Source organism: Corynebacterium sp. KPL2680, from assembly GCF_040225675.1.
Classification (GTDB): Bacteria; Actinomycetota; Actinomycetes; order Mycobacteriales; family Mycobacteriaceae; genus Corynebacterium; species Corynebacterium rhinophilum.
Genome location: NZ_JBEHFM010000015.1, coordinates 30,141 through 51,014 on the forward strand (window position 1 = coordinate 30,141; position 20,874 = coordinate 51,014).

The window sequence follows — 20,874 nt, forward strand, 5'->3', positions numbered from 1 at the left end:
AAGGAGTACCCAATGAGCTCATTTCCTGCCCGCCGCCCCCGCCGCCTGCGCTCCACGCCGCAGATGCGCAACCTCGTGGCCGAAACCACGCTGCACCCATCGGATCTGATTCTGCCGATGTTTATCGCAGACGGCCTCGATGAGCCGAATGAGATTTCCTCCATGCCCGGCGTGTACCAGCACACCTTTGACTCGCTGCGCCGCGCGACCGAAGAAGCCCTCGAGGCCGGCGTTACCTGCGTGGACCTCTTCGGCGTTCCGCTGGAAAAGGACAAGGACGCCACCGGCTCCGTGGCCTGGAACCCCGACGGCATTTTGAACCGCGGCATTGCCGCCCTGCGGGAGGAATTTGGCGATGACCTCATCATCATGGCCGATACCTGCCTCGACGAGTTCACCTCGCACGGACACTGCGGCGTCCTCGATGACCAGGGCCGCGTGCTTAACGATGAATCCGTTCAGCTCTACCAAAAAATGGCCCGCTCCCAGGCTGAAGCCGGCGCGCAGATCATTTCGCCGTCGGGCATGATGGACGGCCAGGTTGCCGCCATCCGCGCTGATCTCGATGAAGCCGGGCGCGATGACGTATCCATCATGGCCTACTCCGCGAAGTACGCCTCCGCCTTCTTCGGCCCCTTCCGCGAAGCCGTCGGCTCCTCCCTCGAGGGCGACCGCCGCACCTACCAGCAGGACCCGCGCAACTTCCGCGAATCCCTTTTGGAGGCCGAGCTCGATATCGAGGAAGGTGCCGACTTCGTCATGGTCAAGCCGGGCCTGCCGTATTTGGATGTCTTGTCCGCAATCGCGGAGACCTCTTCGGTACCCGTCGCCGTGTACCAGGTCTCCGGCGAGTACGCGATGATCAAGGCCGGTGCCGCCAACGGCTGGGTCGATGGCGAGGCCATCATGCTCGAATCGCTCACCGCCTTCAAGCGCGCCGGTGCCGACCAGATCCTGACGTACTTCGCCACCGAAGCCGCACGCCTGCTCAAGTAAAGGATTCTTGTGACACAGCCTTCTCCTCGTCCGTCGCCGCGCCCTGAGTCGCCGCAGCCCGAGTCGCCACAGGCCGGCAATCCTGGGCCACAGCGCGATAAGCAGCGAGAGCCTCAACGAGAATCGCGGCCTAAGCTGCAGCCTCGGTCGCCGCAGCCCGGTGACCCGCGTGACCAGCGCGGCAAGGGCTCGCAGGGCGGTTCCAAGCGCCCCGAGACCGTGGTCTACATGCTGTGGCTTTGGCTGGGCGTCGTCGCCGGGGAGACCGTCCACCAGATCCTCAACGTGGTGCTGACCCTGCTCAACCACGATGTGCTCATGGCACAGGCCAAGCAGATGGTCGAAAGCACCTCGGGTGGCGAAGACGGCGAAGAAGTTTCGGACTCCTTAATTGAAATGGCCGCCTATGGGTCGGTGGCGCTATCGGCTGCCATTGCCATCGGCGTGCTGGTGCTGCTGCTCTTTTTGCTGAAGTCGCTGGCGGGGCCATCAAAACGCGCGGGCACTTCGCGCCGCATCTGGTTCGCCTTTTCCATTTACTTCGGTTTCCGCATCCTGCTGACTTTCATGGTCACGCCCACGGGTGCTGACGTCCCCGACTGGCTCTTTGCCGCTGACGGCATGGTACAAATCTTGGTCGGCGTCGCCGCCGTATTGGGGCTCATTTTTTCCATTAAGCCCGACACCCTCGACTACACTGGCGAACTCGCGCAAATGCGCGAGCTGGAAAAGGAACTCGAGCAGGCGCGCCGGGATAAAGAGCGTGAGAAGCGCGAAAAGCAGGAAGCCAAGGAGAAGGGTGCCAAGGATCGGGGTAAGGAAACTTCCTCCCAGCAATCGCTTGGCGATGACCACAAGGACAACCGATGACCAGTATGTTCCCCGGCCACGGCCGGCGCGATGACGGTCAAAGTGACGATGCTGCGGATAAGAATCAACGCCCAGGCCCCCGCGACTATAACCGCCCCGTACAAAACATCACCCAGGAACAAGACCTGTCCGTGTGGCCGCGCCCTCTCCAGTGGGCGTATTGGGTGCTCGTTGTTGCAGCCGTCATCATGCTGGTTAGCGGCATGGTCGGTATCTTCGGCGGGGGCGGCGAGCAGATGGAGCCCTCGGATTCGGGCATCGCCGAGTACGTGCGGTCGAACCGCTTATTCGTCTCGGTATTTAATATCATCGGCGCAATCATTCTGGCGCTCTTTTCCGCGCAACTCGCCAATGGATCGAAGTGGGCGCGCCGCATTATTTCAGTCGTCATTGCGATTGCCCTCTTTTTCAATATCGCAGCTTTGGCGCTTGGTATCGGTGGTCTCGGCCTGCTACTGATCGCCGTGACGCTGCTTATCGCGGTGGTCCTGCTCTTCCGGCCCCAGTCCAACCGGTTCATTGCCCACCGCAGCCTCCACGGGAGCGACTGACGCCTGGCTTGCGCACAGGGAACGCAAGACCCGCGGCGCGGCTAATTAGCCCCTGCTCCAACTTTTGATTCATAATGAGGAGTATGTCTCGACTTAACCGCGCCCCCATTATCGATGCCGCGCTCGGCCGCACCCCCTCCCGTCCGCCAGTATGGTTGATGCGTCAAGCTGGTCGCTCACTGCCGGAGTACCGCGCCGCCCGCGAGGGCATCGGCATGCTGGACTCTTGCTTCATGCCGGAACTCCTCGCAGAAATCACCCTCCAGCCGGTGCGCCGCCATGACGTGGACGCGGCCATCCTCTTTTCCGATATCGTGGTCCCGCTCAAGGCAGCCGGCGTCAACGTCGACATCGTGCCCGGCCGCGGGCCGGTGATGGAGAAGGCGGTGAGGGAGAAGGGGGACATCGGCAAGCTGCCTATTCTTGATACCGACGTGCCCGAAGTTGCCCAAGGCATTGCGGGAATCCTCGGCGAGTTGACCGAGACCCAAGCGCTCATCGGATTCGTCGGCGCGCCATTTACCCTGGCCAGCTACCTTATCGAGGGCGGGCCATCCAAGAACCACGAGCGCACCAAGGCGCTCATGCACGCCGAGCCCGAAACGTGGCACATGCTCATGCGCCGGCTCGTGCCCACCATCATTAACTTCCTGCGGGTGCAGGTCGATGCCGGCATTGACGCCATGCAGCTTTTCGATTCCTGGGCCGGCTACCTCAACGAGCGCGACTACCGCGAGTTCGTGCTGCCATATTCGCAGGAAATCCTGGCCAGCGTCGATATTCCGCGCATCCACTTCGGCGTGGGCACCGGCGAGCTGCTGCCGGCGATGTCCGAAGCCGGCTCCGAGGTCATGGGCGTGGACTACCGCGTGGCCATGGACGCCGCCGCCCAGCGCGTTAGCTCCCGCGTGCTGCAGGGCAACCTCGACCCAGCGCTGCTTTTCGCCGGCGACGATGCCGTGCGCCAAGCCGTGCGCACCATCCGCGGCGAGGTCGAGCGCGCCCAGCAGCGCGGCGATATCGACACCCACATTTGGAACCTTGGGCACGGGGTGCTGCCCACTACCGACGCGGAGGCCATCACCCGCGCCGTATCCATCATTCACGAGGAGGGCTAAATGCGTATTGCCATCATCGGTGCCGGCCTCGCCGGCCTTACCGCCGCCTACGAACTGCGCGATCACGACGTCGAGGTTTTCGAGGCCGCCGGGCGCATCGGTGGGAAGCTGTATTCCGTGCCGTTTAATGACGGCCCCACCGACATGGGTGCCGAGGCATTCCTCGCCCGTCGGCGCGATGCCGTGGACTTCTTCCACGCCCTCGGCTTGGGCGGCAGTTTAGTTGACCCGTCAGGTTTGCGCTCGCTGGTCTACAGCGGGGAGCTCAAGGCCCTGCCGCAGGGCGGGGTGATGGGCATTCCGTCGCATTCCGAGCCGGTCGCACACCTAGTTTCGGAGGACACGGTGCGGCGCATCGATAACGAGCAGCCCTTCGCGTGGACCGTGGGCGGCGACGTCTCGGTCGGTGAGTTGGTGCGTCAACAATACGGCGGCGACCTGGTGGACCGCGTTGTTTCCTCGCTGCTGGGCGGGGTGTACTCATGCACCGCCGATGACCTGGGCCTGCGCGCCACCATCCCCACGCTTGCCGATGCCCTCGATACCCTCGCCGCCTCCGGCCCCGTCACCCTCTCTGCGGCCGTGCGCTCCCTCAAGGAATCCCGTGCAGAGAACCCCAGCGCCGGCGGGCCTGTTTTCCAGACCTTCCGCGGCGGCTACGCCGAACTCTATGAGACCCTGGCCGAAAAATCCCGCGCCAAGATTTTCGTTGACACGTTCATTTCTGGCATCACGCGCGAGGGCGATAAGTTCCGCCTGGCCGGCGCGCCGGGCGATACTGCGCCCTTCGACCGCGTGCTGGTAGCTACCCCGGCACCGACCGCCGCGCGCCTGCTGCCCAAGGTGGCTCCGGATGCGGCAACGCGGTTGAAGGGGGTGAAGCTGGCGGCATCGGCAGTCGTGGGCCTCAAATTCGACTCCGACACCGATCCCTCCGGTACCGCGTTGCCACAAAACTCCGGCATCCTCGTCGCCACCGACCAAGATGACGTGCACGCAAAGGCATTCACGCTGTCATCGCGCAAATGGCCGCACCTGGCAGAGCGCGGCGGGGCGCTGGTGCGTGCCTCGTTCGGCCGGTTCGGCGACGACGCCATCGTCCGCGCCGAAGAAGACGACCTCGTGGACTACGCCCTCGATGACCTGCAGCACCTGACCGGCTTCGACGGCCGCGCTGCTGGCGTCGCCGAAATCTTCACCCAGCGTTGGTTCGGCGGCCTGCCGCGCTTTGATGCCACCCACCTCGACACTGTGGCGGCCGTGCGCGATGCCTTGTCTCAATCCCCAGGCGTCGACGTCACCGGTGCCTGGGCCGGCGGCGTGGGCGTGCCTGCGGTCATCGCGGATGCACGCGCTGCCGCCGCCCGCATCGCTAGCAGCTAGCTCGCGCGGCTGCAATTAACGTTTGCTTGCCATTGGCACCACTTGCAGTCCGTGGTGGTTGAAACTAACCCCGGCTGTAGTTGACTCCACTGGGAGCCAGCGCCGGTTGCAGCTAGCGAAGTTGGTGGTTGGTGCTGGCGGTAGTTAAGCATCACCGGCGATGGCGCGGCTGAACCGTGATGCGGTTCGGAATAAGCAGCGAGGCGGATTTGGGCATGCCTAAACAGGCAGCAGGGTTACTGCTGCCTGACCAGGCGCTTGTGGCCAATGCACGCGCGTGCGGAAACCTGACATGCGCGCAGATAATTGGCATGTGCGAGGGCCTGACCCCTCGGCCGGGAATGCCGGTTGGGGCCTGGGCGCTAGGATTCGGCGCTGGGGCCGGGCACGGCATCGGGCACGGTGTCGGCCCAGGGCGGTTGCCACACCACCCGCCCGCGTCTGCGGGCGAGGTGACCGCGGCGCGGTGGGGCATTCGGGTCATCGTCGTTGACGCCGTTGTGGTACGGGCAGCAGGCCGCAAGGTTGGCCATATTGGTATCGCCGCCGTGCTGCCAGGCTTCTAGGTGGTGGATTTGGCACTTATCCGCGGGATAATTGCACCGCGGCCACGGGCAGACAGGATTTTCGGCGGCGGCCATGAGCCGCTGCTTCTCGTTGGCCATGCGCTCGGTGCGGTAGAGGTTCACCGCCCCCTCGAAGGGATGCACGAGGGTGATAAGGCCACGCTCGGAAAGCGTGCGCGCGACCAATTCGGCGCCGGTAAGCCGCGCACCATTGGTGAGTTGGATGGTGATTTCTTCGCCGTCACCGTCGATGATGCGGTCGAGCTCGTCGAGCGTGATGATCGCATTGGTCGTCACCGTCGGCCGCGGGGCGGCGGCGCCGGAGAAAAGCCCCGCGACGGAATCTAAAGGCGCATCCTCGTCCAGGTTGGACTCTAAGTCCGCGATGAGGGAGGATGGCCCGGTAATCGCGAGCGTCCACGGCGCGTCCTTGCGGCGGCGAATGCGCACGCCGGGGCGCGGTGGGGTGGGTGGATTGATTTCACGCAGCTTCTTGCGCGCGAGCTTTTCCATCTCATCGGTATCCGCAGCGGTGCGGCAGAGCTCCACCCGCAGCTGCCACGCCTGGCGCTTGGTCTTGGCGCGCGTGGCGTAGCGCTCGATAACCTCCAGCGTTGGCAGCGCGTGGGCGCGTTCGCGGGCGGCGGCCACGGCGCGGCGTTGTTGCCGGGAAAAGGAGGTGGGGGAGAAGAAGGCATCGGCAAGCGTGAGCAGCGTGCGCGCCGTCCGATTCGGCGCACCGGCCGCGCGCAGCTCGCGGGCGGACATGCCTGTGCACCCGGCGACGATGTCGATGCCGGGCGCCAGGGCCGCGAGGTATGCCTGAAGTGCTGTCATGCCACGCAGCCTAAGGTGATAGCGCAACTAAAGCGCGGCGCGCGAGCGCAGCCTGTGGATAACTCGCCCGAAAAGCGCTAAAAGGCCGCGGTTCGTTGACGCGACATGTGAATAACTAGCCCTTATTGCGGAAAACGAAGATGGACGAGAAGTCCTGATTCCCGTGGCCCATGTCCTGCATCTCGGCGAAGCGCTCGATGGCAGCGGATACGGCGGGCAGGGGCTTATCGGAGGTGCTCTCCATGAGCTTGGCGTCCTTGGCCAGGGCGTCGACGGTGAAATCGCCGGGGTCGGTATTGCGTTCGCCGGTGATGAATGGGCCTTTCATATTCGACATGAACGACAGGCCGGTGATGTCGAGCATCTGCAGGATGACCTCGGAATCGAGCCCCTCGGATTCGCCGAGCTGCAGGGCTTCGAGCAGGCCTTCGGCGGTCACGGCTAGGGCAAGGTTGGCCAGCAGCTTGCCGATGGCCGCCGTCGCCGCCGTTTCCACCCCAATCAGCTTCTCTTCGCCGGCCCAGGCCTCGGCAAGGCCGAGGGCGACCTCGCGGCGGTCATCGTCGGGCGTGCCGACATAAACGCCCAGGTTGCCCTCGCGCGCCGGCCCCAGCGAGCCCACGACGGGGGAGTGGACGTAGGAGCCGACGGCGGCGGCGAACTCGCGGGCATCGTCAGGCGAGACGGTGGTGGTGTCGATCCAGGTAATGCCCTCGGGGATAAGCTGCGGCTCGATGATCACCTCGCGGATCTGGTCGGGGCCGAAGAGGGAGGTGATGATGACCTCGGCGCCCTCGATGGCCGCGGCAGGGGTATCGGCGCGCGCCGCGCCCTCGTCCACGAGCGGTTGCGCGCGCTCAGCGGTGCGGTTCCACACCGTCACCTCGTGCTCGGATAGTAGGTGGCGGGCAAGCTCGGTGCCCATGCGTCCGGTTCCTAAAAATGCAATCTTCATACCTCCCCAGTGTGCCATCTCAGTGGGAATGCTGTTTCTATGACGTGTCACGGAACCGCGGGGAAGCTTAGTGGGTTGCTGTGAATTACGCCGACATGCACAGTCAAACTTTTGTATGTCGCGCGAGTCGCTAGAATGACAGACATGCCTAATACTTCCCAGTCGCAACAGTGGTTCGAGCGTTCCTCCAAAGTGATCCCGGGCGGGGTGAACTCGCCGGTGCGCGCTTTCGGCTCCGTGGGCGGCCAGGCCCGCGTGATTGAGCGGGGCGAGGGATCACGCCTGTGGGATGTCGATGGCAATGAGTACGTCGACCTCGTGAGCTCGTATGGCCCGATGATCCACGGCAATGCGCACCCGGAAATCGTGGAGGTCGTGCAGCGGGCTGCCACCGGCGGGCTGAGCTTTGGCACGCCGACGGAGGGGGAGGCGCTGCTGGCGGAGGAAATCGTCAAGCGCACTGCGGCCGATAAGGTGCGCATGGTTAACTCCGGCACGGAGGCGACCATGTCGGCGGTGCGTTTGGCCCGCGGCTATACGGGCCGCGCGAAGGTGCTGAAGTTTGAGGGGTGCTACCACGGGCACGTGGATGCGCTGTTGGCATCGGCGGGCTCGGGCGTGGCGACGTTCGGCCTGCCGGATTCGCCGGGTGTTACGGGGGCGACGGCGAAGGATACCATCGTCGTTCCTTATAACGATCTGGATGCGGTGCGCGAGGCTTTTGCGGAGAACGAGGGCCAGATTGCCTGCATCATTGCGGAGGCCTCTGCCGGCAATATGGGCACCGTGGCCCCGAATGAGGGCTTCAACGCGGCGCTGAAGGAGATCGCGCATGCCGATGGCGCCCTGCTCATCCTCGACGAGGTCATGACCGGCTTCCGCACTTCGTATAAGGGTTGGTACGGCGTCGATGGCGTGGCGGCGGACTTAGTGACCTTTGGCAAGGTGGTCTCTGGTGGCTTGCCGGCTGCGGCCTTTGGTGGTCGCGCCGAGGTCATGGACTACCTGGCACCGGATGGTCCGGTTTACCAGGCGGGCACCTTGTCCGGTAACCCGGTGGCGATGGCTTCGGGATTGAAGTCGCTGCAGCTTGCCGATGAATCCCTTTACCCCCGCCTGCAAGAAAAGGCCGACCAGCTCGGCGCGATGATTTCTTCCGCGCTGGAGGCTGAGGGCGTGGCGCACCACATTCAGCGCGCGGCATCCATGTTCTCCATTCGCTTCGCAGAGGGCGAAGGCCGCAACTTCGCGGATATGCAGTCCGCGGAGAACTTCCGCTTTGCCCCGTTCTTCCACGCGCTGCTTGAAAACGGCATCTACGTGGCACCGAGCGCGTTCGAGACTTGGTTCGTCTCTGATGCTCTTGGCGATGCCGACTTTGAGCGCATCGATGCCGCCCTCAAGCCCGCCGCGAAGGCCGCGGCCGCAGCGCGTCCCGCACAATAAGGCCTGCGCAACTAGGCCTGCACAATTAGGCCTGCTCAACAAGGAGAGACATGACACGCACCATCGTTCACCTCGTGCGCCATGGCGAGGTACACAACCCAGGAAAGATCCTGTACGGGCGCATTCCGGGCTATCACCTATCCTCGCGCGGGCATTCCATGGCCGCGCGGACGGCGGAAAGCTTCCGCGATCATGATGTGACCTATTTGGCGGCCTCGCCGCTGCAGCGCGCGCAGGAAACGGCGCGGCCGATTGCGCAGGTGACGGGGTTAAATGTGGACGTCGATAAGACGCTCATTGAGTCCGGCAACCAATTCGAGGGCTTGCGCACCAAGGGCCTGCGATCGGCGCTGTGGAACCCGCGGCACTGGCCCAAGCTGACTAACCCGCTGGAGCCGTCGTGGGGTGAGGCGTATGAGGGCATCGCCGAGCGCATGCTCGGTGCGGTCGACCGCGCGCATACCGCGGCAGAAGGCCACGAGGCCGTGCTGGTGAGCCACCAGCTGCCCATCGTGATGGTGCAGCGCACGGTGCTGGGCCAGCGCCTGCCGCATGCGCCGTGGAATCGCGAGTGCGCGCTGGCCTCGGTAACCTCGCTGCTCTTTGAGGATAACCAGGTCACCGATATCTTCTACTCCGCGCCGGCGCAGGAGATTTAATGGCACGCACACGCACCCGTGCGGCAACGCGCGTTGTGGCAGCCGCGCTTTCTGCAACCGCCTTGACCCTTTCTGCCTGCACACAGGACGCCGAAAACGCCCAAAACGCGGTGGCCACCGGCGGCGAGTTCGAGTTCATCTCCCCGGGCGGGGAGCGGGAAATCCACTACGAGGAAGCCGATAGGAAACCGCTGCGCAGCTTCAGCGGCGCCGATGTCCGCGATACGGATAAGACCATTTCCTTGGATGACTACGAGGGCGAAGTCGTGGTCTTGAATTCCTGGGGTCAGTGGTGCGCGCCGTGCCGCGCTGAGGCCGATGATCTGCAGGCGGTGCACGCCGAGCTGCAAAAACGCGACTTGGGCACGGTCTTAGGCATCAACGTGCGCGACTATAACCCGCAGGTATCCAATGACTTCTTGGACGATAACGGCCTGGACTACCCCTCCATCTATGACCCGCCGTTTAAGACGGCCGCCGCGCTCGGCGGCGTACCTACGTCCGTGGTGCCGACCACGATCGTCTTGGATAAACAACACCGCCCGGCTACCGTTTTCTTGCGGTCCATCACCACCGATGACGTGATGGATGTTGTGGATGAATTAGAAAAGGAATAAATGGAATACGCAGCAAATATCGGCGGCCAGTTTGCCGAAGCTGCCACCTCCGGCCCGTTGATCCTCGGCATCCTCGCCGCGGCTCTGGCGGGTCTCGTCAGCTTTGCCAGCCCTTGCGTCATCCCGCTGGTGCCCGGCTATATCTCTTACCTCGCTAGCGTGGTTGGCGGTGAGGTGAGCTATGACGAGAAGCTGGGGGTGGGCGTCGGCAAGCGCAGGCAATGGGCCGTCGTGCTGGCGGCAGCGCTGTTCATCTTGGGCTTTACCGTGGTCTTTGTACTGGCGACGGTCTCGGTCTTTGGCGCGATTTCCGCGCTCACGCTCAACGCCGATACGCTGATGCGCGTGGGCGGTGGCGTCACCATCTTGATGGGCGTGGTCTTCCTGGGGGCTATTCCAGCGCTGCAGAAAGACACCCGCCTGGCGCCAAAGCGCTGGACTACGTGGCTGGGCGCGCCGCTTTTGGGCGGTGTTTTCGCGCTGGGGTGGACGCCGTGCCTGGGCCCCACGCTGGCAGCGATTGTGTCCATTTCCGCCGGCACCGAAGGCATGACCGCCGCCCGCGGCGCCCTGCTCATCGTGGGGTATTGCCTGGGCCTTGGACTGCCGTTCCTGCTGGTGGCGCTGGGGTCCGCGCGGGCGATGCGCACCATTTCGTGGGCCCGCAAGCATTCGCGCACCATTCAGATCATTGGCGGCGTGGCGATGATCCTCGTGGGCCTTGCTCTGGTTACCGGCCTGTGGGGCGAGTTTATTTCCTATATCCAGAAATGGACCGTGGACTACGGCGCAACCCTCATTTAGGAGAAACGTGAAATATATCCGCAAAGCCTGGCGCTGGCTTACCAGCATGCGCACCGCGCTGGCCCTGCTTTTCCTGCTGGCGCTCGCCGCCATCCCCGGCTCCCTCTTGCCGCAGCGCGACCTGAACGAGCAGAACGTGCAGGAGTTCATCGAATCCAATGGCACCGTAGTGGAAATCTACGATAAGCTGCAGCTTTTTGATGTCTTTTCCTCCATCTGGTTCCAAGCCATCTTCCTGCTTTTGGCGGTCTCGCTCATTGGCTGCATCATTCCGCGCTCCATCGATCACTACAAGGCGTGGCGCACGCAGCCCACGCGCGCGCCGAAGTACCTGCACCGCCTGCCGCTGAGCGCCGAGGGGCATTCGGAAAAGAGCGAGGAAGAACTCAGCGCGGAGATCCACAAGCGCCTGAAAAAATGGCGCGTGGCCGAATACAGCCCGGATAAGGATCGCGCCGGGGTGCACGCCTTTTCCGCCGAGCGCGGCTACGGCCGCGAGCTGGCCAACCTCATTTTCCACGTCGCGCTGGTAGCGATCCTGGTCACCGTGGCCGCCGGCCGCCTGGTCAACTACGAGGGCCAGGTCATCGTGGTGACGGAGTCCGGCTCGCAGGGCGGCAATACCTCGCTGGAGCAGTCCACGGAGTTTTGTAATACCTCCACCTCGAACTTTGACTCCTTCCGGGCAGGGCCGCTTTTCGATGGCACTGGGCTCCACCCCTTCTGCATGACCGCGCACGACTTCACCGCGAAGTACCTGCCCAATGGCCAGGCGGAGATGTTTACCTCCAACGTCTCCTACGCGGAGGGTGACGATATTTATAAGGACTCTTCCGAATGGAAGGACTATGAGCTCAAGGTCAACCACCCGCTGCGCTTGGCGCAAAACCGCGTCTACCTGCAGGGCCACGGCTATGCACCGACGGTGACGGTGGAGTGGCCGGATGGTGAAAAGCGCACGCAGACCATCCAATTCCAGCCCACTGACACGACCTTCTTCCTATCTTCGGGCGTGCTGCGCTTTGACCCGCCGGCAGGCATGTACCCGGACCTTTTCGAGCGCCGCCAAAACCAGCTGGCCATCCAGGGGCTTTTCGCCCCGACGGCCGAGTGGAGCGGTGAGAACGGCAAGCTTTTGCAGTCCTCCCACCCGGGCCTGAATGATCCGGCGTTGGCGGTCGATATCTACCGCGGTGATGCCGGCCTCGATACCGGTACGCCGCAGTCGCTCTTCTCGCTGGATTCAAACCTCGTGCACTCGGGGCAGCTGCAGAAGATCGACCGCGTGAACCTGAGCCAAGGCGATGACGTCACGCTTGATGATGGCACCAAGATCACCTTTGACGGTGCCAATGAATTTGCCAATTACCAGGTCTCCTATGACCCATTCCAGAATTGGGTGCTGGCATCCGCGCTGGTCATGTTGGTATCCCTCGTGGCCTCGCTGATGATTAAGCGCCGCCGCGTCTATATTCGCCTGCAGCCGGAGTCTGCCGGCGGCACCACCCTCGAGATGGGTGGTCTCGCCCGCACCGACCGCGCCGGCTGGTCTGAGGAATTCCACGAGCTGCACCGCGCGCTCTTGGAGCTTCCGGATCCAGATGAGGTGGAAGAAGACAAACTCTATACTGATGATTGATCCAACTATAGTTGGATCCCGCTGTGTGCATGAGTAAGGTAATCAGCATTATCCCGCACGTGTGAAGGCTAGGTGGACTCCCTTGCAGATTGATCAGAATCTGTCGAACTTCTCGGATCTCGCGGTGCAGACCGCATTCGTGGTGTACTGCGTCGCGCTATTGATGTCGCTGTTGTACTACGGCCGCATACGCAGCCTCATCGAGGCGCGCCGCGTGGGCCGCTCGGAGGCGTCCAAGGTATTGGTCGGCGCAGGGGCCGAGGCTGGCACCGCTACCGGCTCTGACGCTGCAACCGGCACGGGCGCAACGGATGCCAGCACCGATTACGAAGCTGAGGCAGCCTCCGCGGCAGCAACTATGAGCGAGGAAAAAGTCGCGGAAAAGGAACGCAAGCTGGATAAGCTCGGCGGCATGACCAGCTCGCTGATGTGGGTTGGCATTGCCCTGCATGCCGCTGCCATCGTGCTACGCGGTCTGGCGACGGGCCGTTTCCCATTTGGCAACCTCTACGAGTACGTGTTGATGGTGAGCTTTGGCGTGCTGCTGGTGGGCAATATCGCCATGCAGCGCAAGGAATGGCGCACGGTCTGGCCGTGGATCCTTACCCCGGTACTGGCGCTGATGTTTTACGGCTCCACCAAGCTCTATGCGGAGTCTGCACCGGTGGTGCCGGCCCTGCAATCGCACTGGCTGCCCATCCACGTCACGGTGGTGTCCTTGGGCGCGTCCATCGGCATCATTTCCGGCATCATCTCGCTATTGACCCTGTTGCGCCAGTGGCAGCCAAAGAACGCGGAGCGCGGCATCTTTGGTGCTCTGGCTTATCCGCTGCCATCTGCGGCCAAGATTGACCGTTTGGCGTACCGCTTGGCCGTTATCACCCTGCCCACCTTGGGCCTCGGCATCATCTTGGGCGCCATCTGGGCCGAATCCGCGTGGGGTCGCTTCTGGGGCTGGGACCCGAAGGAAACCATGTCCTTTGCCACCTGGATTCTCTATGCGGCCTACCTGCACGCGCGCGCGACCCCGGCCTTCCGCAAGGCGGCGCCGTGGATCAACGTTTTGGCCATGGCGGCGATGGTATTCAACCTCTTCTTCATCAATATGGTGGTCTCCGGCCTGCACTCCTATGCGGGGCTGAACTAAATGGCCACCAACCATAGCCCGCGCAATAAACAGGGAAAGCCGGCCGGCGATAACGAGCTCATCTTGGGCTTGGGCGCGCAGATTGCGCAGCGGAGGCGTGAGTTGGGCATCGTCCAGCAGCAGCTTGCCGATGCCGCCCAGGTCTCCCGCTCCACCCTCCACACCATCGAGCACGGTGGGGCAGGCGTGCGGTGGGAGAAGGTTACCGCCGTGGCAGAAGCGCTGGGACTTGAGATGCGGTTCGTGCCAAAGGATTAATCCTGGTTGTCGTTCGGGCCCTTTGAACCATTGTTGCCGTCGGCGTCGCGAGTGCGGCGCTGGCGGCGTTTTTCTTCCTCGGCCTCCTGCTTGCGGCGCTGCTTGAAGCGCTCCTTTTCCAGGTTCCACAGGAATTCCTCGTCATCATCGGGGCCCTTGATGGAACGCGGTTGTTCTTCAACCTGGCGGGACTTCCAGGACGATGGCCCAAAGGCCTTCCACACCAGGTAAGCGGCGAGGACAAAAAGCAGTAGGAGGATTAGTCGACCCATGCGGATTATTCTACCTGTACGGCGTACAATCGACCCCCATGACGCACAACCCTGAGCCACCGAAACCAGACCCCGAACTGCGCCGTCGTTCGCGCAAGGCGCTATGGAAATACGGGCTCGCGCGCGTGGTGCTTTTTCTCGCGCTCACCGCGGTCATCGAGCTGCTGGCGGTAGGGATTGGTTTCCCCATTCCCGTACTCGTGGCAGCGCTCCTAGCGCTCTTTGTGGCCCTGCCGCTATCGATGCTGATATTTAAAAACTGGCGCATCGAGGCCACGCAGACGCTGGCGGAGTACTCCGCGCAACGCAAGGCGCACAAGCGCTGGGTACAGGCCGAATTGGAAGGCCGCGCGGAGGCCTAGGCGCGCAAAGCCTAGCCCTGGACTAGATGAGGGCGACGGCGATGGCCTCGATCACTGCCCAGATGAGCATGGCGCGCCCGGTCAGCCCCAGCACGGGGATGAGCTGATGTCCGGTGGCGCCGCGATTGACCGTGCGCACCGCGCGGAGTGCAAACGGGAAGTAGACCAGGCCAGCCAGCGCGAGCCAGCTGCCGAAGGCAACCGCGATGGTAAGTACGAAGGGCAAGAGCAGTAGGCCCGTAAAAAGCAGGCGGGCGTTCTTATTGCCCAGCCGTACCGCGAGGGTGATCTTGCCGGCCTCGGCATCGGAGGGAATATCGCGGATATTATTGACCAGGTTCACCCCGGAGCTCATGGCGCCGATGCCGATGGCCAGGGCTAGGCCCGTCCAGGAAATGCGGCCGGCTTGGGTAAATTCGGTGCCGAGCACGGCGACGAGTCCGAAGAAGACAAAGACGGCGACCTCGCCCAAACCGCGGTAGCCGTAGGGGTTCTTACCGCCGGTATAAAACCACGCACCGGCGATGCACAGCGCGCCGATGAGGATGAGCCACCAGGCACCAGCGGCCAGGGATAGGATGATTCCGGCCAGGCCGGCGACGGCGAAGCAGCCAAAGGCGGCGTATTTCACGTGGCGCGGCTGCGCAAGCCCGCTGCCGGTCAGCCGCTGCGGGCCGGTGCGGTCATCATCGGTACCGCGGATGCCATCGGAATAGTCGTTGGCATAGTTCACGCCGATAATAAGCGCCCACGCCACGATGAACGCGAACACCGCGCGGCCGATATGCCCGCCGCTAATACCGAAGGCCGCGCCCGTACCTGCGATAACGGGTGCGAAGGCGTTGGCCCACGTATGTGGGCGAGCACCATTGATCCAATCCTTGGCGGTCGCGGAATAATTACCGGCTGATGAAGTCATAGCCACCATTGTGCCACTGCGTAGTGGGCGTAAAGCAATCAGGAAGCTGGGGCCTGCGGTGGGGGCTAGGCGTTAAAGACTGCGGCGACGGCCTGGCGGTCTACCTTGCCGGGGCCGGTGGTGGGAAATTCCGCAAGGTGCTTTAAATCTTTAGGCAGCTGCCAACGGGGAAGTTCGGCGTCTTCGAGGGCCTCGAAGATATCGCCAAGCTCGGCATTACCGGTATAGGCGGCCACGATGGCTTGGCCCAGCCGCGGGTGCGGGATACCGACGACGCACGCCTCGGCAACACCGGGCACCCGGAGGATTTCGCGTTCCAAGACCTCTGGGTGCAGCTTCAACCCGCCGGAGTCGATGACATTATCGAGGCGCCCGGTGACGGTGAGGATGCCATCTTCGATGACGCCGGCATCGGAAGTGGCGAACCACCCGTTTCCGGGAAACGCCTCGTGGCTTGGGGCATTGCGGTAGCCCTGCGCGATGGTGGGCCCGCCGAGTAAGATGCGGCCGTCCTGGACGCGGGCCGTCGTACCGGGCAGTGGGCGGCCATCGTAGACGCAGCCGCCGGCGGTCTCGGAGGAACCGTAGGTGGTGGTGATAGTGATGCCCTGATCCGCGGCCGCGGCGTGCAGGCGCGGGTGGATGGCGGCACCGCCCACCAAGATGGCATCGAAACTCTGGAGCGCATCGATGCCCTCCGGCACATCCATGGCTTTGGCCAGCTGCAGCGGGGTGAGCGCGGTGTAGGTGCGGTCGCCGGTGCGGGAGAGCTCCGCGGCGGCGCGGGCGAAGGCTGAGATATCAAAGCCTTCGCTGAGATCGAGGCAGAGCGGATCCACCCCGGCCACCAGGGAACGGACGAGGACCTGGATGCCGGCGATGTGGTGGGCGGGCATCGCCAAGAGCCATTGCCCAGGGCCACCGAGGACCTGGTGGGTGGCATCGGCGCTGGCCACCAGGTTGGCTGGCGTTAATTGCGCGCCCTTTGGGGTGCCGGTGGACCCTGAAGTGGAGACCACGAGCGCGATGTCCTCTGCGATGGGCTCGCCGGCGCGCTGGGAATTGCGCAGGAGGGTGGCGCGGGTGGCATCGGCAAGCGGCAGCGGCAAAAAGCAGGACCTGCCGACAATGGCGGATTCGAGGTCCGGCAGGATGGCCGCGGGGTCATGCGGATCGACGGGCAAGGGGGCGAGGATAGTCACGGCACTAGATCTTAAGGCCACGGCGGGACAAACCCCGGTTGCGGCCGGGGTGAGTCGATACAGGGATCAGCGGTAGGTGTCCTCCTGATCAAAGGGACGTTCGTTATTGGCCTCGGCCTCCTTAATGCGGCGCAGCATCCACACGCGGGAGCCGAGCACGCCCGCGACGGCGAGGACCGCGAGCAGGATACAAAATGCGATGAGCACGGTGCGGGGCACTCCTTAATAGTAGTACGGGAACTCGTCCCAGTTGGGCTCGCGCTTGTCCAGGAAGGACTGCTTGCCCTCGACGGCCTCATCGGTCATATAGGCCAAGCGGGTGGCCTCTCCGGCGAAGACCTGCTGGCCCATCAGGCCATCATCGGTGAGGTTGAACGCGAATTTCAGCATGCGCTGGGCGGTGGGGGACTTCATATTGATTTCCTGGCCCATGCGGATGGCGGCATCCTCGAGCTCGCCGTGGTCCGCGACCTCATTGACCGCGCCCATCTCATACATGCGCTGGGCATCGTAAGTGCGGCCCAAAAAGAAGATCTCGCGGGCGAATTTCTGGCCCACCATCTTGGCTAGGTAGGCCGAGCCATAGCCCGCATCGAAGGATCCAACGTCCGCGTCCGTCTGCTTAAAGCGCGCCTCCTGGCGGGAGGCCACGGTCATATCGCAGACCACGTGCAGCGAGTGCCCGCCGCCGGCGGCCCACCCATTGACCACGGCGATAACCACCTTGGGCATGGTGCGGATAAGGCGCTGGACCTCCAGGATGTGTAGGCGGCCGCCTTCGACCTTGGCGCGGGCCTCATCGACGCTGGATTCATCCGCCGTGGCATCGTCGTGGACGTGCTCGGTGGCATAGCGATACCCTGAGCGCCCACGAATGCGCTGGTCACCGCCGGAACAAAACGCCCAGCCGCCATCTTTTTGCGAGGGCCCATTGCCGGTAAGCAAGATCGTGCCCACATCCGGGGTGCGGCGGGCGTGATCCAAAGTGCGATACAGCTCATCCACGGTGTGCGGCCGGAAAGCATTGCGCACCTCCGGCCTGTCGATGGCGATGCGCACAATCCCATTCTTCCGACCGTCCGCCGCCAGACGGTGGTAGGTGACGTCCGTGAGATCCCCAAAGCCCTCAACTGGGCGCCACAATTCCTCGCGGAATGGATTTTCGGTGCTGTATTTCTTCTGCTCGCTCATAGCGCCCAGCATAGTGGGCGCGAAAAAGTTTAGTCCCCATTCCCAACCCTCACCTCTACGCACTGCCCAGCATGCTGGTAATAATCGATACTCAATAACTGCGAGGGTTTCCCGCAATGTACCCGTGTACCCTATGCCGGCGCGGTCATCAATACGGTGGGAAGACTCGAACTTCCTCAACCCTTTAACGCCAAAGGGTGCCTAGATGTCCTCGAATTTCCCCTCGAAGGCGGGGGCATACTCGCTGCAAGTGCGCAAAGGCTACCGCCACGCGCGCGGCGTGGCATGACTAAAGCTTCGCTATGGAGTTATCAGTTCCGTATTCCAGTTCAACTGCTGGATGCGGGTATCAAGCTCCCGGTACTGCTTGGACAGGTCATCGACCCGCTTGCGCAGCTCTGCTACCGGAAGCGTGGCCACGAACTTAATCTCCGCGCGGGAGTAGCGGTCCTGGCGCGCGCCCGCGGCCTGGGCGAGGTCGTGGTAGATGCGGCGGGTGCGCACGAGGCCATCGCGAAGCGCAAGTGCCTGCATCAAGTTCCTCTCGCCATCAAAATCGGTGGCCACGTTCGTGGCATTGATGGCCTGCACGAGCTTATCGATGCGCCCGGTAATGCTCTCCAACTCGCGCAAAAGCTCGGCCGGATCCTCGTCCGGGGTATCGCCCTCCTGCACGCGCACGACGGAGAGCAGGCGCTCGCGCAGCTCAGTGAGCCGTTCCTGCGCCTGCGCGCGCTCTGCTAATGCCTCTGCCAGTAACATGGTTCCTCCTTCAGGGTAGGTAGGAACCAAAGTAGCCGGGGTTGCGGGCTGGGTCAATGGGGCTGAGACACGAAAGTGAAGCTGTGAACGCATCGCTTGTGGATCTCCCAGTCAGAGCTTAGCTCTCATTACCCCTGATAGACTTCCCGAAGACTGGGGAGCATGGCTACTCACGCTGGGGTTCAGTTCTTATTACCCCTGATAGACTTCGGAGCTCTATACAGTCACCGTCTATGTGGCTGGGGTTCAGTTCTCATTACCCCTGATAGACTTCGATGACGGCCGCACCCCGGATTACATCGGCTGGGGTTCAGTTCTCATTACCCCTGATAGACTTCGCTCATCATCACTAAGGCAAGAAGTCGTGCTGGGGTTCAGTTCTCATTACCCCTGATAGACTTCTCATCATCACTAAGGCAAGAAGTCGTGCTGGGGTTCAGTTCTCATTACCCCTGATAGACTTCTCATCAGTCAGGCAGACAGCCTCACGTAGCTGGGGTTCAGTTCTCATTACCCCTGATAGACTTCAGACTCACATGGCTGATTTGCGTAATCGGCTGGGGTTCAGTTCTCATTACCCCTGATAGACTTCCGAGGGATAATCGAAACCATCCCGCGCGGCTGGGGTTCAGTTCTCATTACCCCTGATAGACTTCCCACCACCGGGGTAGACCAATCGTTGATGCTGGGGTTCAGTTCTCATTACCCCTGATAGACTTCTTCCAAGCGGGACACATTTCCCCGCTCAGCTGGGGTTCAGTTCTCATTACCCCTGATAGACTTCGGCGTAGCGGCATTGCCATCAAGGTCAGGCTGGGGTTCAGTTCTCATTACCCCTGATAGACTTCGGAAGATACATCTCAGAATGAGATCCTCGCTGGGGTTCAGTTCTCATTACCCCTGATAGACTTCTCGGCAATTCCGTCACGTGGGGCGATATGCTGGGGTTCAGTTCTCATTACCCCTGATAGACTTCTCACTGCATTATTGTCGCATAGATTGAAGCTGGGGTTCAGTTCTCATTACCCCTGATAGACTTCAGTGCGGCCCGAAAACGGCCGTTTAACTGGAGTTTATCGGTGATCCTTCTTCAAAAAATTACGAGTTGGGATGGTTTTTCCTCTACGTCAGCGGGCTCTGCCTTAGAAAATCTGATGGCTTTTGCCCACTGATTATCAGTGACGGAAATTATCCTGATGTCGCCACCTTCTGGGAGAGCAGTCTTTATTTGTTTGACGGTCGAAGCGATCCTGGAAGACAATGGGAAGTACTGGACATAAACGCTTAGTTGAGACCTGCAGAATCCGAGGTCCAAGAGATGGTTTCGGAATTTGTTCGCTTCACTAGTTTGTTTCTTAGATTTAACAGGCAGATCGAACATCACCACACACCACATTGGTTCACTATCCTTTGCTGGCATCGAGGATTCCTTCCCAACGGGGTACCCTTAGGTCACGAACTGCGCCCTCGACATACAGACCATAGTGCTGGCCAAATTCATTAAAAACGGTGCTTAATGACTTTCCACCAGCTTCGAAGGCCCAAGTTAGAGCAGTGGAAATTGCCGTCTTTTGGGCAGCATCTAGTTCATCTCCATAGCTGATGGTTGTGAATACGATCTGGTCCACCATGGGTCGGAAGGGCTCCATGAGATCGTCCACAAGAGCCCAGTTATTTCCACGGCCATGATGAAAAACACCGAGTGTTCCAGATAAGCCGGCGCCGGCGATGGCACGAATCCCGTAACCGCGCAGAAGTGTGTATCCATAATCTAAAGCGGAATTCCAACCAGGATCGCCGGCGCCAGGTAAGCGCGAGAATGCTTGATCATGTGAAAGACAAGACCAATATTTTCGGGCTGCTTGGGCTTCTCGATTCTCAGAATCTCCGGACTTTACAGTGCGAGATAGTTTAATCAGTTCATTAGCGCCAGTCTTTTCCAAGGCTTTCAAGACGGATGCCTGACCGTGTATTTTGGCAGCGACTATTCGAGTCCACGCCTGCTTCTTTTTAGGAACAGAAAGCTGCGCTTGTGCTTGCTGTCGTGCGCCCATCCTTGAGTGCGGGTTCCACGGATATGCCCCAGATACTGGAACTCCCTTCCAATCGCAGACAATCAATGCGATATCATAGTCACCAAATTTCTGAAGTACGGCGCCGCTAATTGAACTCTTGGAACCGATAAGAACTACTGCAATTTGGGCTAGGGGAATGGCGACATCCGCAGCGTCTTCCTTGCTGATGACGAGTTGACCTCGAGAATATCGAAGTGAACCGTGGAGATTCAGACAGTCTAATACTCGCCATCCAGCATTCATTT

The 20,874-nt window shown here is 62.0% G+C and carries 23 protein-coding genes and 1 CRISPR repeat array; of the genes, 13 read left to right on the plus strand and 10 right to left on the minus strand.

Annotated features, from left to right (window positions below; all coding sequences use genetic code 11):
• Window positions 1–12: 12 nt before the first annotated feature.
• The 5 genes from hemB (at window position 13) to ABRP66_RS08475 (ending at window position 4,918) form a co-directional block, all read left to right on the plus strand.
• Complete coding sequence (gene hemB, locus ABRP66_RS08455; RefSeq protein WP_284771009.1) at window positions 13–996, plus strand: porphobilinogen synthase; 984 nt, start codon at window positions 13–15, stop codon at window positions 994–996.
• Window positions 997–1,005: 9 nt separating this feature from the next.
• Window positions 1,006–1,866: a hypothetical protein gene (locus ABRP66_RS08460; RefSeq protein WP_284771010.1), complete on the plus strand. Its 861-nt coding sequence runs from the start codon at window positions 1,006–1,008 to the stop codon at window positions 1,864–1,866.
• The gene (locus ABRP66_RS08465; protein ID WP_284783265.1) at window positions 1,863–2,417 is read left to right on the plus strand and encodes a tellurium resistance protein TerC; all 555 of its coding nucleotides are present in this window, start codon (window positions 1,863–1,865) and stop codon (window positions 2,415–2,417) included. The genes ABRP66_RS08460 and ABRP66_RS08465 overlap by 4 nt, the downstream gene beginning before the upstream one ends.
• A gap of 83 nt (window positions 2,418–2,500) precedes the next feature.
• Window positions 2,501–3,535 (plus strand): uroporphyrinogen decarboxylase, encoded by a 1,035-nt coding sequence (gene hemE / locus ABRP66_RS08470; protein ID WP_284771012.1) that lies wholly within the window; start codon window positions 2,501–2,503, stop codon window positions 3,533–3,535.
• Window positions 3,536–4,918, plus strand: coding sequence for a protoporphyrinogen oxidase (locus ABRP66_RS08475; RefSeq protein WP_349838567.1), 1,383 nt, complete (start codon window positions 3,536–3,538; stop codon window positions 4,916–4,918). It begins immediately after the preceding gene.
• A gap of 362 nt (window positions 4,919–5,280) precedes the next feature.
• On the opposite strand, the gene ABRP66_RS08480 is transcribed toward ABRP66_RS08475, so the two are convergent.
• Both ABRP66_RS08480 and ABRP66_RS08485 read right to left on the minus strand, forming a co-directional pair.
• The gene (locus ABRP66_RS08480; RefSeq protein WP_284783271.1) at window positions 5,281–6,321 is read right to left on the minus strand and encodes an HNH endonuclease signature motif containing protein; all 1,041 of its coding nucleotides are present in this window, start codon (window positions 6,319–6,321) and stop codon (window positions 5,281–5,283) included.
• Between the two features lie 115 nt (window positions 6,322–6,436).
• The gene (locus ABRP66_RS08485) at window positions 6,437–7,276 is read right to left on the minus strand and encodes an NAD(P)-dependent oxidoreductase (RefSeq protein ID WP_284771014.1); all 840 of its coding nucleotides are present in this window, start codon (window positions 7,274–7,276) and stop codon (window positions 6,437–6,439) included.
• Window positions 7,277–7,411: 135 nt separating this feature from the next.
• On the opposite strand from ABRP66_RS08485, the gene hemL reads away from it, so the two are divergent.
• The 7 genes from hemL to ABRP66_RS08520 all read left to right on the plus strand — a co-directional run bounded on the left by hemL (window position 7,412) and on the right by ABRP66_RS08520 (window position 13,846).
• A complete protein-coding gene (gene hemL / locus ABRP66_RS08490; RefSeq protein ID WP_284771015.1) occupies window positions 7,412–8,722 on the plus strand; it encodes a glutamate-1-semialdehyde 2,1-aminomutase in 1,311 nt (436 codons plus the stop codon).
• Window positions 8,723–8,772: 50 nt separating this feature from the next.
• On the plus strand, window positions 8,773–9,381 hold the full coding sequence (locus tag ABRP66_RS08495) for a histidine phosphatase family protein (protein WP_284771016.1): 609 nt from the start codon (window positions 8,773–8,775) through the stop codon (window positions 9,379–9,381).
• Complete coding sequence (locus ABRP66_RS08500) at window positions 9,381–9,998, plus strand: TlpA disulfide reductase family protein (protein ID WP_284783272.1); 618 nt, start codon at window positions 9,381–9,383, stop codon at window positions 9,996–9,998. Before ABRP66_RS08495 ends, ABRP66_RS08500 begins: the two co-directional genes overlap by 1 nt.
• Window positions 9,999–10,802: a cytochrome c biogenesis CcdA family protein gene (locus tag ABRP66_RS08505; protein ID WP_284771018.1), complete on the plus strand. Its 804-nt coding sequence runs from the start codon at window positions 9,999–10,001 to the stop codon at window positions 10,800–10,802.
• A 7-nt stretch (window positions 10,803–10,809) separates the two neighbouring features.
• Entirely contained in the window at window positions 10,810–12,441 is a 1,632-nt protein-coding gene (locus tag ABRP66_RS08510; protein ID WP_349838568.1) for a cytochrome c biogenesis protein ResB, read from the plus strand.
• Window positions 12,442–12,523: 82 nt separating this feature from the next.
• A complete protein-coding gene (gene ccsB, locus ABRP66_RS08515; RefSeq protein WP_284771020.1) occupies window positions 12,524–13,588 on the plus strand; it encodes a c-type cytochrome biogenesis protein CcsB in 1,065 nt (354 codons plus the stop codon).
• A complete protein-coding gene (locus tag ABRP66_RS08520; RefSeq protein ID WP_023016668.1) occupies window positions 13,589–13,846 on the plus strand; it encodes a helix-turn-helix domain-containing protein in 258 nt (85 codons plus the stop codon).
• On the opposite strand, the gene ABRP66_RS08525 is transcribed toward ABRP66_RS08520, so the two are convergent.
• Entirely contained in the window at window positions 13,843–14,118 is a 276-nt protein-coding gene (locus tag ABRP66_RS08525) for a hypothetical protein (RefSeq protein WP_284771021.1), read from the minus strand. The genes ABRP66_RS08520 and ABRP66_RS08525 overlap by 4 nt on opposite strands.
• 38 nt (window positions 14,119–14,156) lie before the next feature.
• Here ABRP66_RS08525 and ABRP66_RS08530 point away from each other — a divergent pair, with 38 nt between their 5' ends.
• A complete protein-coding gene (locus tag ABRP66_RS08530) occupies window positions 14,157–14,480 on the plus strand; it encodes a DUF4229 domain-containing protein (RefSeq protein ID WP_284771022.1) in 324 nt (107 codons plus the stop codon).
• Between the two features lie 22 nt (window positions 14,481–14,502).
• On the opposite strand, the gene ABRP66_RS08535 is transcribed toward ABRP66_RS08530, so the two are convergent.
• The 7 genes from ABRP66_RS08535 to cas1 all read right to left on the minus strand — a co-directional run bounded on the left by ABRP66_RS08535 (window position 14,503) and on the right by cas1 (window position 20,872).
• Window positions 14,503–15,408, minus strand: coding sequence for a 1,4-dihydroxy-2-naphthoate polyprenyltransferase (locus ABRP66_RS08535; RefSeq protein ID WP_284771023.1), 906 nt, complete (start codon window positions 15,406–15,408; stop codon window positions 14,503–14,505).
• A gap of 56 nt (window positions 15,409–15,464) precedes the next feature.
• A complete protein-coding gene (menE, locus tag ABRP66_RS08540) occupies window positions 15,465–16,601 on the minus strand; it encodes an o-succinylbenzoate--CoA ligase (RefSeq protein ID WP_284785382.1) in 1,137 nt (378 codons plus the stop codon).
• 66 nt (window positions 16,602–16,667) lie between these two features.
• Window positions 16,668–16,808 carry a hypothetical protein gene (locus tag ABRP66_RS08545; RefSeq protein ID WP_023028231.1) on the minus strand — a complete coding sequence of 47 codons (141 nt, stop codon included), beginning with the start codon at window positions 16,806–16,808 and terminating at the stop codon, window positions 16,668–16,670.
• Between the two features lie 15 nt (window positions 16,809–16,823).
• A complete protein-coding gene (locus ABRP66_RS08550) occupies window positions 16,824–17,792 on the minus strand; it encodes a 1,4-dihydroxy-2-naphthoyl-CoA synthase (RefSeq protein WP_284783278.1) in 969 nt (322 codons plus the stop codon).
• Between the two features lie 300 nt (window positions 17,793–18,092).
• The gene (locus ABRP66_RS08555) at window positions 18,093–18,554 is read right to left on the minus strand and encodes a DIP1984 family protein (protein ID WP_284783280.1); all 462 of its coding nucleotides are present in this window, start codon (window positions 18,552–18,554) and stop codon (window positions 18,093–18,095) included.
• A gap of 110 nt (window positions 18,555–18,664) precedes the next feature.
• A CRISPR array of direct repeats spans window positions 18,665–19,594; the repeat unit is 36 nt; unit sequence GCTGGGGTTCAGTTCTCATTACCCCTGATAGACTTC.
• Between the two features lie 50 nt (window positions 19,595–19,644).
• A complete protein-coding gene (cas2, locus tag ABRP66_RS08560) occupies window positions 19,645–19,974 on the minus strand; it encodes a CRISPR-associated endonuclease Cas2 (protein WP_349838569.1) in 330 nt (109 codons plus the stop codon).
• The gene (gene cas1 / locus ABRP66_RS08565; protein WP_284869316.1) at window positions 19,958–20,872 is read right to left on the minus strand and encodes a type II CRISPR-associated endonuclease Cas1; all 915 of its coding nucleotides are present in this window, start codon (window positions 20,870–20,872) and stop codon (window positions 19,958–19,960) included. Before cas1 ends, cas2 begins: the two co-directional genes overlap by 17 nt.
• Window positions 20,873–20,874: the final 2 nt, after the last annotated feature.